This is a genomic window from Pseudomonas sp. NFPP02 (genome assembly GCF_900119355.1).
Classification (GTDB): Bacteria; Pseudomonadota; Gammaproteobacteria; order Pseudomonadales; family Pseudomonadaceae; genus Aquipseudomonas; species Aquipseudomonas paracarnis.
On sequence record NZ_FPJI01000005.1, the window covers coordinates 1 to 16,501 of the forward strand.

Genomic DNA, 16,501 nt, shown 5'->3' on the forward strand with positions numbered 1-16,501 from the left:
CGGCGCCACACGAGAATTCAGCTACAACCCCTACGGCAAAATCATCGCCGAACGCGACGAACTCGGCCACGTCACCCGCTATGAATACGCCGACGGCCTGCACCTGATCAGCCGCCGTCTCAACGCCGACGGCACCCAGGTCAAGTACCGCTACGACAACGCCCGGCTGCTGCTCACCGAGATCGAAAACGAAGCCGGCGAAACCTACCAACTCGACTACCACCCCAACGGTCTGATCCGCCAGGAAACCGGCTTCGACGGCCAACGCACCGCGTATGCCTACGACCTCAACGGCCACCTGCTGGAAAAGACCGAATACGGCGACGATAACAGTCAGCTAATCACTCGATACGAGCGCGACCACGCCGGTCGCCTCGTCCGAAAAATCCTGCCCGGTGCCAGCGTTGTCGACTATGCCTACGACCGCCAGGGCAACCTCCTCAGCGTCGAAGACGGTCACTGGGCGTTGGCCTACGAATACGACCGCCAAAACCGCCTCACCGCCGAACACCAAGGCTGGGGCACCCTGCGCTACGGCTACGACGCCTGCGGGCAACTGAAAAACCTGTGCCTGCCGGATAATAACCGCGTCACCTTCAACCACGACAAAGGCGGCCACCTCGCCACCGTCGAACTCAACGGTGAAGTGCTTACCTCGCACCTATTCAAGAGCGGTCGAGAGCATCAGCGCCAGCAAGGCCAAGTGCTCAGCCACTACCACTACGACGACCAACACCGCCTGCACGCCCACGCGGTAACGCAGCAACAAAACCACCTCTACCAACGCCAATACGACTACGACAAAAGCGGCAACCTCACCCGCCTGCTCGACACCCGCAAAGGCGAACACCTTTACCGCTACGACCCGCTAAACCGCCTGACCCACGCCGACCACTCCCAAGACGTACAGGAACGCTTCGCCCACAACCCCGCCGGCAACCTGCTGATGCAAGACCGCCCCGGCCCGGACATCGTCGCGGCCAACCGCCTGATGATCCAGGGCGACCGGCACTATGACTACGACGCCTTCGGCAACCTCATCCGCGAACGGCGCGGCAAAGGCCAGCAACTCGTCACCGAATATCACTACGACTGCCAGCATCGGTTAATCAGCATCACAAAGCCGAACGGCGAAACCGCCAGCTATCGCTATGACCCATTTGGACGCCGCATCAGCAAGACCGTAGACGGCAAGACCACCGAGTTTTTCTGGCAAGGCGAAAAGCTGATAGCCGAACACCGTGCAGAGCGCCATCGCAGCTACCTCTACGAACCCGACAGCTTCCGCCCCTTGGCTCTGTTGGAAGGTTTCGGCCCAAAAGAAACCAAGCCCTACCACTACCAACTCGACCACCTCGGCACCCCGCAAGAACTGACCCGCCCCGAGGGCGAAATCGTCTGGTCCGCCCACTACCGCGCCTACGGCCAGATCGCCCGGCTCGACGTGGGCAAAGTCGACAATCCACTACGGTTTCAAGGGCAGTATTTCGATGCGGAAAGCGGCCTGCACTACAACCGCCATCGCTACTACAATCCGGATATTGGTCGCTACCTGACGCCGGACCCGGTGAGGTTGGCGGGTGGGATCAACGGGTACCAATATGTGCCCAACCCTACGGGGTGGGTTGATCCTCTAGGGTTGAGCGCAAATTGTCCTGGCTCAGGAAAGAAAAAACCGATCTGCTCTTTGCCTGCAGAACCGGATATACCTGATGTCTCTCGTAAAGGGGCGTTCAGGCAAGCAAAAAGGGATGCCAATGTACCTATGACTCAAAACCCCGATGTGATGACACACCCGAGCTCAGGAAGAACGACACAGTACAAAATAGAAAAAATGACTGATTTGAATGATGACAATATATTGGATGAAAGCGGTAGAACCATAAATTCAAGGGTTTATCAATTCACGAGAGCAGACGGCTCGAAGGTTCTTATTCAGGACCATTCTGCCGGGCATAAATTCGGCAGACCAGACGGCATAGGTGACCAAAAAGCGCATTTCAATTTGCGACCAATAGACAAGCCTCGAAACGGAACCGTAGACGGCGGCAAGGACCATTACAACTTTAGGAGAAGTCGATGAAATACTGGAACGAACTTGATCATAATATTTTTTTTGAAAAAATTTTTAGCACGCCTGTAGAAATCGGCCAAATTGCTCTTTTTTCTTTGCAAATAGAAAATGATCGACCTTCTGTGGGATTAGGATTCGACATACCCGAATTTCCAGATACTTTGCCAAAAAAATGGGAAGGGAAAGGCTATAACACCTGCAGAATGGGCATCGATTGTCATGGCATTCGCGAATTAAAAATACACAACATCCCCATTAAAGAGGTGTTTCTTGTTGATATCACTAAGCAAAATGATCTTTTTCATTTCCAAGCAAAGAATGAAAATTCTCTAATTGAATTCAAGGCTAAATTCATTTCACTTTGCGATCCGAATGTATACATAAATGGTCCAGACGATTATTTTTTCTAGATAGAGCAAAAATCGCATAATTACTATGAGCCCCATAGCCAGCCCCAATTCGCCACCTCGCCCACCTCCACCTAAACTCTGTCCAAGTTGTTTCAACGGACAGAGGATTCACCACCATGGGCAAACGTCACCCCAATCTCCCCGCCTGGCAATGGCGTCAGTACCCACAGAACCATCAGCACCCAACCAACCTGGCGTTGCACCTGATTGCCGTGCCGCTGTTTATCGTCGGTTTTCTGCTGATCGTGTCGGGCGTGTTCAGCCTTAGCCTGGCCAGCTTCGCCGTCGGCGTGATTGGTATTGTCGCGGGCCTGGCGTTGCAGCGTCACGGCCATAGCCTGGAAGCCCAGGCCAGTGAGCCGTTCAGTGATCGCAAAGATGCGGTGCAGCGCCTGGTGGTCGAGCAGTTCGTGACCTTCCCGCGCTTTGTGCTCAGCGGTGGCTGGTGGCGCGCCTGGCGGCAGCGGCACCACCACTGACCGGCGGGTTCAGGCGAACACCACCACGGTCTGGCGGCTGAGGGCGATCAACTCGCCGGTCGGGCTCCACAAGGCAGCGGCAGCGTGGCCATAGCCGTCGCGGGCGTGTTCGATGTTGACGTGGTACTGGCACCAGTCGAGCGTAGTCAGGTCTTGCAGCGGCTGGATGAACTCGATGGTCCAGGTCAGGGTGCTGCCCGGCGCGGGCTTTTTCAGGTGTGGCAGCAACGCCGGTGGCCAGGCGTCGACCAGGGCGAGGATATGCGCCTCGGTCAGTGGCTCCTCTTTCACATCCCCCCGCAACCGTACCCAGCCGCCCATGTCGCGGGATTTATTGCCGGTAAACGGCAGGCCACCGACACTCCAGCGCATTGCCAAATGACGCATGAATTCGGGGGTAACACCCTTGATATAGGGCAGTTCCTGGCACTCATCCCAATGTTTGAATACCGGTGGCGGCTCACTTGCCACGTCAATTTCGGAGGGGCGAGAGGCGCCAAAACTGGCCTGGACCAGGGTCGCCACTTCACCGTTCTGCACCACGCGCCCGAGCAACTGGCTGACCGCCTTGCCTTCGCGCAGCACTTCGACTTGATAGCTGGCAGTTACATCCGGCGCTACCGGGCCGACAAAGGTGATGGCCAGCGAGCGCAGCGGTCGGTCCGCCGGCACCTGGGCGCGCAGCGCCTCGTACTGCAAGGCAGCGACCAGCCCGCCAAAGGTGGCCCGGCCCTGGGCCCATTCGGCAGGGATGGTGACATCCAGCGGATTGCTACGGGCAGCGTCGAGCAAATCACTAAAGCGCATGGCGACCTCACATCAAGAAAATCGTGGAGGAATCTTAACCATCGAATTGCACAGGCACAGCGCCCATTCCGGCCAAAAACCGGACCGGTTTAAAAACACTCGGCGCTGAGCGTGTCCAGCACACGGTCGGCCTTGCCTTGCGCCTTGAGCATGGTGCGCTGCCACACTGCTACGCAGGGTTGCAGGTCTGGCTCATGGCCGGCCTGGGCCAGCCACTGCCAACAGTCATGCCAGTTACCCAGCGCACTCTGGGCCTTCTTCAAGTGCGACAGGGCGTTGGTGGGTAATTTGTCCAGCTCGGGATACGCCTCGGCGGCATAGCGCACACGTTTGATCAGCAACCGTAGCCGGTGGCGGTCATGATCGGGGTCCTTCAAGGCGCCATCGAGTGCCTGCCATTGCTTGGCCAGGCGTTTCTGGATGCGCGGGCGCAAGCCCTTGAGCAGTTTCTGATGCTGGGACGCGCGGATAAACCGTGGGAACGCATCCAGAATCAGCAGCAAGTGCGCCAACTCCGGGCTTTGCGCCACCTGGCGATAAGCCTCGGGCTGCAGACGCAGGCGTCGATCAGCCGCGTCGTGATGACCGTGCTGATGCAAATACGCCGCCAGCACCTCTCGGTCGCGTAGCGGCGTAGTCAGTTGGCCAACCGTGCTGGCGGCCAATTCAAGCTGTTCGACACCGGGCAGCCCGCGCAAAGGGCGCAACAGGCTGCGCAGGCGGCGTACCGTTGTGCGCAAATCATGCAAGGCTTCATCGTCAGTGACGGCGGCGAGGCGAGCCTGGCAGCTCAGTAACCCTACTTCCAGGCCAATGACCTGAGCGACTAACTGATTGACCAACGCTGACATCCTGCCCTCACTTTCCGATGAAAAATCCTATCCGCCCTGGGTTATCGCCCGGCGCGAGACTCACGAATGTAGAACCGCGCCTTTTCGGCCTTGTTGGAGCAACCCTCGAACGCTTCAAACTGCTGCTGAGTCTTGGCGCCAGTCAACAGCGACAAAGCCTTGGAGTAGCTGACAGTGCCAGCAAAACCTTCGGCCTTGGCCAGGTCCAGCTCTTTCCAGGCGGCGTCCAATTGCGAGCCACAGCTGTCGCGATACGCGGTTTTCCCGGCACAGCCAGCCAAGGCCAACACGATCACAGGCACACAGATCCAGGCTTTCATTGATGACACCTCAAATATACAAATTCAGTCGTAGCCTGTAGACGTTGCCTACAGGGAAAAGTGCCTTGTCCTTAGCCTGAAATCAGTAGTACCTATTGCCAGAGCATACCCGAGGCTGATCGCCAGCCTGGAAAAATATTGCGCGCTGTCAGCAAGGATTGAAGCAGGCCCCTTGATGGGTGCATTGTGGGCCCCTGTTTTGCGAAGGATCTGGCCATGAAGAAACGTGTTGCCTTAGTGCTGGGCTCCGGTGGGGCCAGGGGCTACGCCCATATCGGGGTGATCGAAGAAATCGAACGACGCGGCTATGACATCGCCTGTATCGCCGGCTGTTCCATGGGCGCCGTGGTGGGTGGAATCTACGCCGCCGGCAAGCTCGACGAGTACCGCAACTGGATCGAAAGCCTGGACTACCTCGACGTATTGCGCCTGGTAGATGTGAGCTTTCGCCTGGGAGCGATTCGCGGTGAGAAGGTGTTCGGGCAAATCCGCAAGATTGTCGGCGATATCAATATCGAGGAGCTGCGCATCCCCTACACCGCCGTCGCCACCGACCTCACCAACCAACAGGAGATCTGGTTTCAGGAAGGCTGCCTGCACCAGGCGATGCGCGCCTCGGCGGCCATCCCCAGCCTGTTCACACCGGTGATGCAGGGCAACCGCATGCTGGTGGACGGCGGCCTGCTCAACCCTCTGCCCATCGTTCCGGTGGTGTCGAGCCATTGCGACTTGATCATTGCGGTCAACCTCAATGCCACCAACCAGAAACACTACCAATTGCCGGTGATTCCGCGCCCGCCGGCGTTCAAGAGCCGCTTCAACAGCCTGGCCAAGTCACTGGGCTCCCACCTGCCATTTCGCCGCAAGCAGGCCGAGCAGTTGATGAAGCTGGAACAAGAAGCCTTGCAGGCCCAGGCCGCCGAAATCAACCCGTGGCTGGAGTCTGCCGAACCCGAAGCCCAGCAACCTGCCGCGGCGCCCGAGAAAGCCGGTGCACCGAAGTCGGCCACCGGCTCGTTCATCATCGACAACGTCGGGCCAGCCTCGTTGCTGGACCTGATCAACCAGAGTTTCGAGGTGATGCAAACCTCATTGGCACAGTACAAGATCGCTGGGTATCCGCCCGATGTGCTGATCAACGTGCCAAAGCGGGTGTGCCGCTTTTTCGAGTTCTATAAAGCGCCGGAATTGATCGCTTTGGGGCGGGAGATTGCCAGTGATACGTTGGATCGGTATGAGAGTGAGCAGAGTTGAGCGTGTAAGTGTTGCGGATGGCCTCATCGCGGGCAAGCCCGGCTCCCACAGGGAAATGCATTTCAGCTGTGGGAGCTGGCTTGCCTGCGATGGCGCCAGCACAGGCACCAAACGCTCAGGCACTTAGCAACCGATACCCCACCCCCGCCTCAGTCACGATAAACCGTGGCTGGGTCGGGTCATCCGCCAGCTTCTGGCGCAAGTGCCCCACCACGATCCGCAGGTAGTGGCTGTCCTCGGTATGGGTTGGCCCCCAGATGTCCTTGAGCAGTTGCTGTTGGGTAATCACCCGCCCCGGGTGGCGTGCCAACTGCGCCAGCACTGCGTATTCCTTGCGGGTCAGCGCCACTTCGGCACCGTCCAGCAAAACGCGGCGATAGGCCAGGTCGACCGTCAGCGGGCCAAAACTCAAGGCGGCTTCCTGAGCCTCTCCGGCCGGTGCCTGGCGCAACAGCGCACGCACCCGGGCAAGAAACTCCTGGATGCCGAACGGTTTGGTCACGTAGTCATTGGCGCCACCGTCGAGGGCCTCGACCTTCTGACCTTCGCTGGCCCGCACCGACAGCACCAGCACCGGCACGCTCGACCACTCGCGAAACTCGCGCAGCACCTGTTGGCCGTCCATGTCGGGCAGGCCCAGGTCGAGTACCAGCAGATCCGGTTTGCTCAAGGCCGCCTGCGCCAGGCCTTCGTTGCCGGTGCCGGCTTCGATTACCTTATAGCCTTGGGAAGCCAGGCTGATGCGCAGGAATTTGCGGATCTGCGGTTCGTCATCAATGACAAGAATCGTCGCGGTCTGGCTCATGGTGTCTCATTAAAATCCATTAAAAAATCACCCTCTCTGTAGGAGCGAGCTTGCTCGCGAAAAACCTCTAGGCAACGCGTGCATTCAGGAAGCCATCATTATCGTTAACGACCTTCGCGAGCAAGCTCGCTCCTACAAGGTTTACTCCAGGGCAGGTTGTGTGGGCAGTGGTAAAAACAAGGTGATGCAGGTGCCCCGCCCGTCAATGCCATCGGCCACGCTGATATGCCCACCGTGCGCACCCACCATGCCCTGGCAGATCGCCAAGCCGAGGCCGGTGCCCTGCCCGCCTCGATCACCGCGGGCAGCGGTGTAGAACATGTCGAAGATCTTCGCACGCTCCTCCTCGGGAATGCCTGGCCCTTCATCCGCTACGGCAAAAAACAACTGCTCATCCTGCACGCCCGCGCGCAACTGCAAGCGGCCCTGGGGCGGCGAAAACCGTGCGGCGTTTTCCAACACATTGACCAGGGCCTGCTCAATCAGCGCCGCATGCACATACAACAAGGGCAGTTCCGGCGGCACATCGGTGCTCATCTGCAACGGCGCCAGCACGGCGCGCAATCGCCCAAGGGCACTGCCGACAATATCGCCGGGCGACACCCAATCGCGTGCCAGTTTCAGCGCACCGTGGCCCAGGCGTGTCATGTCCAGCAGATTCTGGATATAACGGTCGAGGCGCTCGGCCTCGTCGCGAGTGCCTTCGAGCAATTCGCGGCGATCCTCCAGGGGGATGGCTTCACCAAGGGCCAGCAGGCTGTCGATGCTGCCGCGCATGGAGGTCAATGGCGTGCGCAAGTCGTGGGACACCGACGCGAGCAAAGCGCTGCGCAGTTGTTCGGTTTCGCCGTGCAGGCGCGCCGATTCCAACTCCTGCCCCAATTGTGCCCGCGCCAGTGCCTGGGCCAGCGGTTGGCTCAACGCGGTGAGCAAGCGTCGACGTTGCCCGCTCAATTCCAGGCCAGGCTTGGCACTGACACCCAGCAACCCCAAGGGCCCCTCTTCACCCGACAGCGGCCACCACCACCAACGCCCAAACGGCAAGGTGCCGGTGCCCATGCCGGCCGGCTGATCATGCTGCCAGGCCCAATCGGCGGCGGCGCGTTCAGCTTCGGTGAGGGTCAACGGGCCACCGGTCTCGACCTTCCAGCCGCCCTGTCCATCGCGATTGACCAGGCACAGATCGAGCTCGTTCCAACCTTGCAGATGGTGGGCGGCGGCACTGATGACAGCTTGGCGGTCGGTGGCAGCGGTGAGCTTGCGCGACAGGTCGAGCAGTTCGCTGGTTTCTTCCTGGGTATCGCGCAACGCCTGCAGCTGGCGGCGCTGGCGTGCGGCGAGGTTGCCGGTCAACGCTGCCATCAACAGGAAGAACAACAGGGTCAACACGTCTTCTTCGCGCTGGATGGCGAAGGAAAAATTCGGCGGAATAAACAGAAAATCGTAAGTCAAAAACGACAGTGCCGCACACACCAGGGACGGCCCCAGGCTGCTGCGCACCGCCACCAACAGCACGGCGGCAAGAAACACCAGCGAGATGTTCGGCAGCGCCAACGCACTGGACACGGCCCAGGCCACTGCGGCAGCGGCGAGGGTCGCCACCACCGCCAAGGCGTAATCGAACCACACCAACCCGCGCATCTCCGGCAGGCGTGGCGGTGCAGGCATGTCATCGCTGTCGAGGACGTTGATTTCCAAGCCGCGGGCATTGCGCAACAGGCGTGCCGCCAAGCCGCCACCGAACAGGCGCCGCCGCCAGCGCATCCGTGACTGCCCCACCAGAACTAAACTGGCACGGCGTTCGGCGGCGTGCTGGATCAGGGTCTTGGCCACTTCCCCGGCGCGCAGCAACACCACTTCCCCGCCCAGCCGCTCTGCCAGTTGCTGGGCGTTTTGCAGGCGCAGGCGCGATTGCTCATCCCGCGCACGGCCGTTGTCGATGTGCACCAGGCTCCAGGGCAAATGCCGACGCTGAGCCACGCGGCTGGCATGGCGCACCAGGCGTTCGGCTTGGGCATCGCCATCCACACCGACCAACAGGCGCCCACGCACTGCCGGCGCGGCCTGGCCGAGTTGGCGGTAACCCTGGGCCAGGTCATCGTCGACGTGGGCGGCGGCGGTTTGCATGGCCAGTTCGCGCAGGGCCATGAGGTTGGTCTGGGTGAAAAACGCATCGATGGCCGCACGCGCCTGTTCGGGCACATACACCTTGCCGTCACGCAGGCGCTCGAGCAGCTCGCGAGACGGAAGGTCGATCAGCAGCAGTTCGTCGGCCTCTTGCAGCACCCAGTCCGGCAGGGTTTCGCGCACTTGCACGCCGGTGATACCACGCACTTGGTCGTTGAGGCTTTCCAGGTGCTGGACGTTGACCGTAGTGAACACGTTGATGCCGGCGGCGAGCAGTTCCTGGATGTCTTGCCAGCGTTTTTCATGACGACTGCCGGGAGCGTTGCTGTGGGCCAGTTCGTCCACCAGCACCAGCTTGGGCTTGGCGGCGAGCAGGCCGTCGAGGTCCATTTCTTCGAGCATCACGCCACGGTATTCGCTACGCAACAGCGGTTGTTGCGGCAGGCCGCTGAGCAAGGCTTCGGTCTCGGCGCGGCCGTGGGTTTCAACCACCCCAGCGATCAGGCGCACGCCCTGGCGCAGTTGGGTATGGGCCGCCTGGAGCATGGCGTAGGTCTTGCCCACACCGGGCGCGGCGCCAAGGAAGACTTTGAGCCGGCCACGGCCGTCCCGGGGCAGATCGGCTAACAGGGCATCGGCGCGGCCGGCGTCGCTCATGCTCGGGGGTTCCTTCAGGTATTGATAGAGAGTCTTCAAGGCCGCCATCGCGGGCAAGCCCGGCTCCCACAGTGGAATGCATTCCAAATGTGGGAGCCGGGCTTGCCCGCGATGGCGATCGCCTGGCTTACAAAGCTTCCAAAGCCATGTTCAAGGCCAGTACGTTTACTACAGGCGGGCCTACCAGAGGGCTTTCGATGTGCTCATCCAGCAACCGCTGCAAGGTCGACACCGGCATATTTCGCGCCGCCGCCACTCGCGCCAGTTGATAGGCAATCGCCTGCGGTGGCAAGTGTGGATCAAGGCCGCTGCCGGAGGTTGTCAGCGAGGCCAGTGGCACCGGGCCCTGGCCAGGCACTGACTGTTTGCCGGCATCCTCGAATATGCGTGTCGCCAAGGCCGGATTGCTGGGGCCCAGGTTACTGGCACTGCTGGACACTGTGGCAAAAGCACCGGCTGACGGGCGTGGGTGAAACCAGCTGTCGCCGGTAAAGTCCTGGGCGATCAGGCTGGAGCCGCGCACCTTGCCGCTGGCGTCGCGCACCAGGCTGCCATTGGCTTGATCGGGGAAGGCCACTTGGGCCACGCCAGTGACTACCAGCGGGTAGGCCACGCCGGTGATCAGGGTTATGAGTACCAGCAGGCTCAGGGCTGGGCGGATGATGTTGGACATTTCAGACTCCTCAATTCAGTGGTGCGGTGGGACGCGGAGCGTCCGGGGTGGCATTCCCACGCGGAGCGTGGGAACGATCAGCGGAGCGTGGGAACGATCAGCGGCCAGGTCAAACCAGGTGCAGCGCGGTCAGTAACATGTCGATGGCCTTGATCCCCACGAACGGCACCAACAATCCGCCCAGCCCGTAGATCAGCAGATTGCGCCGCAACAACGCCGCCGCACTCGCGGCCTGCACGCGCACGCCGCGCAGGGCCAACGGGATCAGCACCACGATAATCAGCGCGTTGAACACGATAGCCGAGAGGATCGCGCTCTGTGGGCTCTGCAAGTGCATGATGTTGAGCACGCCCAGTTGCGGGTAGATCGAGGCGAACAACGCCGGCAGGATCGCGAAGTACTTGGCTACGTCGTTGGCGATGGAAAAGGTCGTCAGCGCGCCGCGAGTCACCAGCAACTCCTTGCCGATCTGCACCACGTCCAGCAGCTTGGTCGGGTCGCTGTCGAGGTCGACCATGTTGGCGGCTTCGCGCGCGGCCTGGGTGCCGTCGTTCATCGCCATGCCGACGTCAGCCTGGGCCAGCGCCGGGGCGTCGTTGGCGCCGTCGCCGCACATGGCAACCAGGCGACCATCGTTCTGCTCATGGCGAATACGCGCGAGTTTCTTCTCTGGCGTGGCTTCGGCCAGCACATCGTCCACACCCGCTTCAGCGGCAATCGCGGCGGCGGTCAACGGGTTGTCGCCAGTGACCATCACGGTGCGAATCCCCAACTTGCGCAACTCGGCAAAACGCTCACGAATACCTGGCTTGACCACGTCTTTGAGATGGATCGCCCCCAGTAACTTGCCATCGGCGCACACCAGCAAGGGCGTGCCGCCGCTTTGGGCGATCTTGTCGATTTCCCGCGACAACGCAGGCAGCAGGTCGCTACGTTGCTGGCCGATAAACGCCAGCAGCGAGTCCACCGCGCCTTTACGGAACACACGGCCCTGATAGTCGACACCGGACAAACGGGTCTCGGCGCTGAAGGGCACGGCGGTCAACGCATCCAGGCTCGGCTCGGCCTGGGGGTGCAAGGCGCGCAGGTATTCAACGATGGACTTGCCTTCCGCCGTGTCATCGGCCAGGGACGCCAGCAACGCGCCTTCGGCCAATTCGCGGCCACTGACACCAGGTGCAGCGACCACGGCCGAGCAACGACGGTTGCCGAAGGTGATGGTGCCGGTCTTGTCCAGCAGCAACACATGCACATCCCCCGCCGCTTCTACCGCGCGGCCAGACTTGGCGATCACGTTGAGGCGCACCAGGCGGTCCATGCCGGCAATCCCGATGGCCGACAACAGGCCGCCAATGGTGGTGGGAATCAGCGTCACCAGCAGTGCGACCAGGAACACCAGCGGCAAGCTGCCATTTGCAAAGTGGGCGAACGGCTGCAGGGTCACGACCACCAGCAGAAAGATCAGGGTCAGGCCGATCAGCAGGATATCCAGCGCGACTTCGTTGGGGGTTTTCTGGCGTTTGGCGCCTTCCACCAGGGCGATCATGCGGTCCAGGGTGGACTCGCCCGGGTTGGCGGTGATGCGGATGAGCAGCCAGTCCGACACCAGCCGCGTGTTGCCGGTGACGGCCGAGCGGTCGCCGCCAGACTCGCGGATCACCGGGGCGGATTCGCCGGTAATCGCCGCTTCGTTGACCGCCGCAATCCCTTCGACGACCTCGCCGTCACCGGGGATCATTTCCCCGGCGGCAACACGTACCACATCGCCCTTGCGCAGGCTGGTGGCCGGCACCACCTTGAAGCTGCCATCGGCTTCCTGGCGTCGGGCGCTCAAGCCTTCGCTGCCAGCCTTGAGGCTGTCGGCGCGGGCCTTTCCGCGGCCTTCGGCCAGGGCTTCGGCGAAGTTGGCGAACAGCACGGTGAACCACAGCCACACGGCGATTTGCACCGCTACAAAAGTGGGCACGGTGGTGTCGGGCACGAAGCACAACACGGTGGTGAGGATGGCGGTCAGTTCGACCACCAGCATCACTGGCGAGCGTTGCAGTTGGCGTGGGTCCAGCTTGATGAACGCCTGGACCAGCGCCGGGCGCCACAGGGCCGAGATGGCGGTTTTGGCAGGCTCCTGGGGTTTGACCGGGGCCGCGTTTTTTGCAGGCATATTCATTTTCATATCCCTTAACTAGAAGCCCATGCTCAAGTGTTCAGCGATGGGGCCCAACGCCAGCGTCGGCAGGAAAGTCAGGCCGCCCACCAACAAAATGGTCACGGTCAACAAGGTCACGAACAGCGCGCCATGGGTGGGGAAGCTGTTCTGGCCAATCGGTGCGGCCTTCTTCATCGCCAGGCTGCCGGCCAGGGCCAGTACCGGGAGGATGTAGCCAAAGCGGCCGATCAACATGCCCAGGCCGAGCATCAGGTTATGGAATGGGGTATTGGCGCCGAGGCCGGCAAACGCCGAACCGTTGTTGGCACTGGCCGAGGTATAGGCGTAGAGCAACTGGCTGAAGCCATGGGGGCCAGGGTTGCTGATGGCACCTGCCGGGCCGGGCAGGCTGGCGGCGATGGCACTCAAGACCAATACGCCGACCGGCATAACCAGCAGAGTCACCACCAGCAATTGCACTTCCTTGGCCTGGAGTTTCTTGCCCAGGTATTCGGGGGTGCGGCCGATCATCAAGCCGGCGAGGAACACCGCGATCAACACGTTGAGCAACATGCCGTACATACCGGCACCCACGCCGCCGAAGATCACTTCGCCGACCATCATGTTGACCAGCGCGACCATCCCACTCAGGGGGCTGAGGCTGTCCTGCATGCCATTGACCGAACCGTTGGACGCCGCAGTGGTGGTCACCGACCACAGCACGGTACCGGTGGTGCCGAAGCGTGTTTCCTTGCCTTCCAACGGTGCGGTTTGCTCCACCGCCGGGTTGTTAAGGGTTGGATTGGGCTGGTACTCGGACCACAGCGACGTCGCGCCGCCGATCAGGAACAACGCCAGCATGCACGCGAGGATCGCCCGGCTCTGACGCAGGTCTTTGACGTAATGGCCGAAGGTAAACACCAACGCTACCGGGATCAGGATGATCGAGGCCACTTCAAACAGGTTGGCCCAGGCTGTCGGGTCTTCAAACGGATGCGCCGAGTTCACGCCGAAGAAGCCACCGCCGTTGGTGCCCAGTTGCTTGATCGCAATCTGGCTCGCGGCCGGCCCCAGGGGAATCACCTGATCCACGCCTTGCAGCGTGACCGCATCAACATAGTGGGCGAAGGTTTGCGGTACGCCCTGCCACACCAGAAACAGCGCGAGCACCAGGCACAACGGCAGCAGGCCGTAGAGGGTGGCGCGGGTCATGTCGACCCAGAAGTTGCCCAGGGTCTGGGCAGATTTGCGCCCGATCCCACGGCACAAGGCGACCAGGACGGCGAGACCGGTCGCCGCACTGACGAAGTTCTGCACCGTGAGGCCGGCCATCTGACTTAGATAACTTAGGGACGCTTCGCCGCTGTAGTTCTGCCAGTTGGTATTGGTCATGAAACTGACGGCGGTGTTGAACGCCAGGGTCCATTCCTGGCCCGGCAGTTTCTGCGGGTTCAGTGGCAGGGAGCCCTGAAATAAAAGGATCGAGAACAACAACGAGAAGCCCGCCAGGTTGAATGCGAGCAAGGCCAGCATGTATTTCTGCCAGCTCTGTTCCTGCTGCGCATTCACGCCCGAGAGGCGATAACAGGCTTTCTCGACAGGCCCCAGTACCGGGGTGAGCCAAGTGCGCTGGCCTTCCATCACCTTGTAGTAGAACCGCCCCAAAAAGGGTGCCGGCACCAGTACCACGGCAAAGAAGGCGATGATCAGCCAATAGTCATAATTGTGCATAGCCCGCTCCTAGTTCCGATCCGCGCGTAACAGCGCAACCAGCAGATAAATGAACAGCGCCACGGCCAATAGCAGTGACACTCCGTCCAGAACGCTCATGGAAATTTCCCCGTCTTGCGGCGATTGCCGCGTGTGGGGGCATTGTCCGCAGGAGCGGTGTAAAGGAACGAGAGCGAGGCGCCGGGCGGGGCGTAAAGATGGCGTAAAGAGTGGGTTTATGCGGGGTTTACAGCGGGGTTTGCCGTGGCTGGGGGGCCTCTTCGCGGGCAAGCCCGGCTCCCACATTCGACTGCGTTCTTTCAGTTAAAACTCGGTCAAGTGTGGGAGCGGGCTTGCCCGCGAAAGCGCCCGCCATGTCACCACCGCACTTATGTGGTGCAGCTCATGCCGCATTCAAACGCCCAACCGTCCCTTCGGCGACATAGGCATTGCTTTACGACATAGTTCTGAGGCTTGGCATAGCCACTGCAACACCTTGAATCATTCCAAACAGTTCAAGGAGCGCAGCACAATGAACACACAACTCAAACCCACATTGGGTACCTTGCATCTATGGGGCATTGCCGTGGGGCTGGTGATCTCCGGCGAGTATTTCGGCTGGAGCTACGGCTGGGGCGTCGCCGGTACCTTGGGCTTTCTGGTGACCTCGTTGATGGTCGCCGCGATGTACACCTGCTTCATCTTCAGCTTCACCGAACTGACCACTGCGATTCCCCACGCAGGAGGCCCCTTTGCCTACAGCCGTCGCGCCTTCGGTGAGAAAGGCGGCTTGATTGCCGGCCTGGCCACCTTGATCGAGTTCGTCTTCGCCCCGCCCGCGATTGCCCTGGCCATTGGTGCGTACCTGAACGTGCAGTTCCCGGCACTCGACCCCAAGCACGCCGCCGTCGGCGCTTATATCGTGTTCATGGGCCTGAATATCCTCGGGGTGAAACTCGCCGCCACCTTTGAGTTGGTCGTCTGCGTGCTCGCCGTCGCCGAACTGCTGGTGTTCATGGGGGTGGTCGCCCCTGCGTTCAGCTTCAGCCACTTCGCCCTCAACGGCTGGGCCGGTTCCGACACCTTCGGCGCCCCGGCAATTGCCGGGATGTTTGCCGCCATCCCCTTCGCCATCTGGTTCTTCCTCGCCATCGAAGGCGCTGCCATGGCAGCCGAAGAAGCCAAGGACCCCAAGCGCACCATTCCAAAAGCCTACATCAGCGGCATCCTCACCCTGGTGATCCTGGCCATGGGCGTGATGTTCTTCGCCGGTGGTGTGGGTGACTGGCGCACCCTCTCGAACATCAACGACCCACTGCCCCAAGCGATGAAAACCGTGGTGGGTGACAGCTCCGGCTGGTTGCACATGCTGGTATGGATTGGCCTGTTCGGCCTGGTGGCAAGCTTCCACGGCATCATCCTCGGCTACTCGCGCCAGTTCTTCGCCCTGGCCCGTGCCGGTTACCTGCCGTCTTTCCTGGCCAAACTCTCACGTTTCCAGACACCGCACCGGGCCATCGTCGCCGGCGGCGTGGTGGGCATCGCCGCTATCTACAGCGACGGCCTGATCAACCTGGGCGGCATGACCCTGACCGCCGCGATGATCACCATGGCGGTGTTCGGTGCCATCGTCATGTACATCATGAGCATGCTCAGCCTGTTCAAACTGCGTAGGACCGAGCCGTTGCTGGAGCGCACCTTCCGCGCACCGGGCTACCCCATCGTGCCCGGCATTGCGCTGGTGCTGGCGGTGGTATGCCTGGTGGCGATGGCCTGGTTCAATGCCTTGATCGGGCTGATCTTCCTGGGTTTTATGGCAGTGGGCTTCATCTACTTCCAGCTGACCGCACAAGACCGTGTCGATGCGCCGGCAGATGCGATGTTGACCGGACAATAGCGCCTATGAGGCAGAACGGGCCTACACTGAACTACTCAGAAAGCCCGTGACTCAAAGCAGTCATTACCGTGGGAAGCTTTCCCACGGACATCTGCCTCAAGGAGAGCCTTATGCCGTGGTATGCATGGTTGATTATGGTAGTCGCGATCGGGTCGATCGTCGGTGGCCTGATGATGCTGCGTGACAGCGCCAACAAAGTCGAACTCACCGACGAACAACGCAAACGCGTGGCCGAGCGAAATGCGCAGGCGGACGCCAAGGATGCGCAAGACAGATAAAACGCGTGTAACC

Annotated in this window: 15 protein-coding genes; 6 read left to right on the forward strand and 9 right to left on the reverse strand. The window is 61.0% G+C overall.

What is annotated here, in order from left to right; genetic code table 11:
• From BT204_RS10090 to BT204_RS10100, 3 genes are all read left to right on the forward strand, one after another.
• Positions 1–2,083: RHS repeat-associated core domain-containing protein (locus tag BT204_RS10090; RefSeq protein WP_175550964.1), on the forward strand; the 2,083-nt coding region annotated here is incomplete at its 5' end.
• Positions 2,080–2,484, forward strand: a complete 405-nt coding sequence (locus tag BT204_RS10095; protein WP_034126716.1) for an Imm50 family immunity protein — start codon at positions 2,080–2,082, stop codon at positions 2,482–2,484. The genes BT204_RS10090 and BT204_RS10095, both read left to right, overlap by 4 nt.
• Before the next feature lie 116 nt (positions 2,485–2,600).
• On the forward strand, positions 2,601–2,963 hold the full coding sequence (locus tag BT204_RS10100) for an Mpo1-like protein (RefSeq protein WP_003189844.1): 363 nt from the start codon (positions 2,601–2,603) through the stop codon (positions 2,961–2,963).
• 9 nt (positions 2,964–2,972) lie between these two features.
• On the opposite strand, the gene BT204_RS10105 is transcribed toward BT204_RS10100, so the two are convergent.
• The 3 genes from BT204_RS10105 to BT204_RS10115 all read right to left on the reverse strand — a co-directional run bounded on the left by BT204_RS10105 (position 2,973) and on the right by BT204_RS10115 (position 4,941).
• Positions 2,973–3,770 (reverse strand): acyl-CoA thioesterase, encoded by a 798-nt coding sequence (locus tag BT204_RS10105; RefSeq protein WP_034126715.1) that lies wholly within the window; start codon positions 3,768–3,770, stop codon positions 2,973–2,975.
• Positions 3,771–3,859: 89 nt separating this feature from the next.
• Entirely contained in the window at positions 3,860–4,621 is a 762-nt protein-coding gene (locus BT204_RS10110; protein ID WP_054921818.1) for a CHAD domain-containing protein, read from the reverse strand.
• Between the two features lie 41 nt (positions 4,622–4,662).
• Positions 4,663–4,941, reverse strand: coding sequence for a hypothetical protein (locus BT204_RS10115; RefSeq protein ID WP_003189839.1), 279 nt, complete (start codon positions 4,939–4,941; stop codon positions 4,663–4,665).
• 216 nt (positions 4,942–5,157) lie between these two features.
• On the opposite strand from BT204_RS10115, the gene BT204_RS10120 reads away from it, so the two are divergent.
• On the forward strand, positions 5,158–6,195 hold the full coding sequence (locus BT204_RS10120; protein WP_054898472.1) for a patatin-like phospholipase family protein: 1,038 nt from the start codon (positions 5,158–5,160) through the stop codon (positions 6,193–6,195).
• 115 nt (positions 6,196–6,310) lie between these two features.
• On the opposite strand, the gene BT204_RS10125 is transcribed toward BT204_RS10120, so the two are convergent.
• From BT204_RS10125 to kdpF, 6 genes are all read right to left on the reverse strand, one after another.
• Entirely contained in the window at positions 6,311–7,000 is a 690-nt protein-coding gene (locus BT204_RS10125) for a response regulator (RefSeq protein ID WP_034126713.1), read from the reverse strand.
• Between the two features lie 141 nt (positions 7,001–7,141).
• Positions 7,142–9,784, reverse strand: coding sequence for a sensor histidine kinase (locus BT204_RS10130; RefSeq protein ID WP_072446709.1), 2,643 nt, complete (start codon positions 9,782–9,784; stop codon positions 7,142–7,144).
• 127 nt (positions 9,785–9,911) lie between these two features.
• Positions 9,912–10,457 (reverse strand): potassium-transporting ATPase subunit KdpC, encoded by a 546-nt coding sequence (gene kdpC, locus BT204_RS10135; protein ID WP_072446712.1) that lies wholly within the window; start codon positions 10,455–10,457, stop codon positions 9,912–9,914.
• A 109-nt stretch (positions 10,458–10,566) separates the two neighbouring features.
• Positions 10,567–12,624 carry a potassium-transporting ATPase subunit KdpB gene (kdpB, locus tag BT204_RS10140; RefSeq protein WP_175550965.1) on the reverse strand — a complete coding sequence of 686 codons (2,058 nt, stop codon included), beginning with the start codon at positions 12,622–12,624 and terminating at the stop codon, positions 10,567–10,569.
• A gap of 15 nt (positions 12,625–12,639) precedes the next feature.
• Positions 12,640–14,334: a potassium-transporting ATPase subunit KdpA gene (gene kdpA / locus BT204_RS10145; RefSeq protein WP_072446716.1), complete on the reverse strand. Its 1,695-nt coding sequence runs from the start codon at positions 14,332–14,334 to the stop codon at positions 12,640–12,642.
• Positions 14,335–14,343: 9 nt separating this feature from the next.
• Positions 14,344–14,433 carry a K(+)-transporting ATPase subunit F gene (gene kdpF / locus BT204_RS10150; RefSeq protein WP_003218754.1) on the reverse strand — a complete coding sequence of 30 codons (90 nt, stop codon included), beginning with the start codon at positions 14,431–14,433 and terminating at the stop codon, positions 14,344–14,346.
• 412 nt (positions 14,434–14,845) lie between these two features.
• Between kdpF and eat the strand changes: the two genes are divergently transcribed.
• Complete coding sequence (gene eat, locus BT204_RS10155) at positions 14,846–16,210, forward strand: ethanolamine permease (RefSeq protein WP_072446717.1); 1,365 nt, start codon at positions 14,846–14,848, stop codon at positions 16,208–16,210.
• Between the two features lie 110 nt (positions 16,211–16,320).
• Positions 16,321–16,488, forward strand: a complete 168-nt coding sequence (locus tag BT204_RS10160; RefSeq protein ID WP_003172675.1) for a DUF2897 family protein — start codon at positions 16,321–16,323, stop codon at positions 16,486–16,488.
• The last annotated feature ends 13 nt before the right edge of the window (positions 16,489–16,501 follow it).

Coding starts and splice junctions, on each gene's coding strand:
- BT204_RS10095 (WP_034126716.1), top strand. CDS start 2,080: ATGAAATACTGGAACGAACTTGATCATAATATTTTTTTTGAAAAAATT.
- BT204_RS10100 (WP_003189844.1), top strand. CDS start 2,601: ATGGGCAAACGTCACCCCAATCTCCCCGCCTGGCAATGGCGTCAGTAC.
- BT204_RS10105 (WP_034126715.1), bottom strand. CDS start 3,770: ATGCGCTTTAGTGATTTGCTCGACGCTGCCCGTAGCAATCCGCTGGAT.
- BT204_RS10110 (WP_054921818.1), bottom strand. CDS start 4,621: ATGTCAGCGTTGGTCAATCAGTTAGTCGCTCAGGTCATTGGCCTGGAA.
- BT204_RS10115 (WP_003189839.1), bottom strand. CDS start 4,941: ATGAAAGCCTGGATCTGTGTGCCTGTGATCGTGTTGGCCTTGGCTGGC.
- BT204_RS10120 (WP_054898472.1), top strand. CDS start 5,158: ATGAAGAAACGTGTTGCCTTAGTGCTGGGCTCCGGTGGGGCCAGGGGC.
- BT204_RS10125 (WP_034126713.1), bottom strand. CDS start 7,000: ATGAGCCAGACCGCGACGATTCTTGTCATTGATGACGAACCGCAGATC.
- BT204_RS10130 (WP_072446709.1), bottom strand. CDS start 9,784: ATGAGCGACGCCGGCCGCGCCGATGCCCTGTTAGCCGATCTGCCCCGG.
- kdpC (WP_072446712.1), bottom strand. CDS start 10,457: ATGTCCAACATCATCCGCCCAGCCCTGAGCCTGCTGGTACTCATAACC.
- kdpB (WP_175550965.1), bottom strand. CDS start 12,624: ATGAATATGCCTGCAAAAAACGCGGCCCCGGTCAAACCCCAGGAGCCT.
- kdpA (WP_072446716.1), bottom strand. CDS start 14,334: ATGCACAATTATGACTATTGGCTGATCATCGCCTTCTTTGCCGTGGTA.
- kdpF (WP_003218754.1), bottom strand. CDS start 14,433: ATGAGCGTTCTGGACGGAGTGTCACTGCTATTGGCCGTGGCGCTGTTC.
- eat (WP_072446717.1), top strand. CDS start 14,846: ATGAACACACAACTCAAACCCACATTGGGTACCTTGCATCTATGGGGC.
- BT204_RS10160 (WP_003172675.1), top strand. CDS start 16,321: ATGCCGTGGTATGCATGGTTGATTATGGTAGTCGCGATCGGGTCGATC.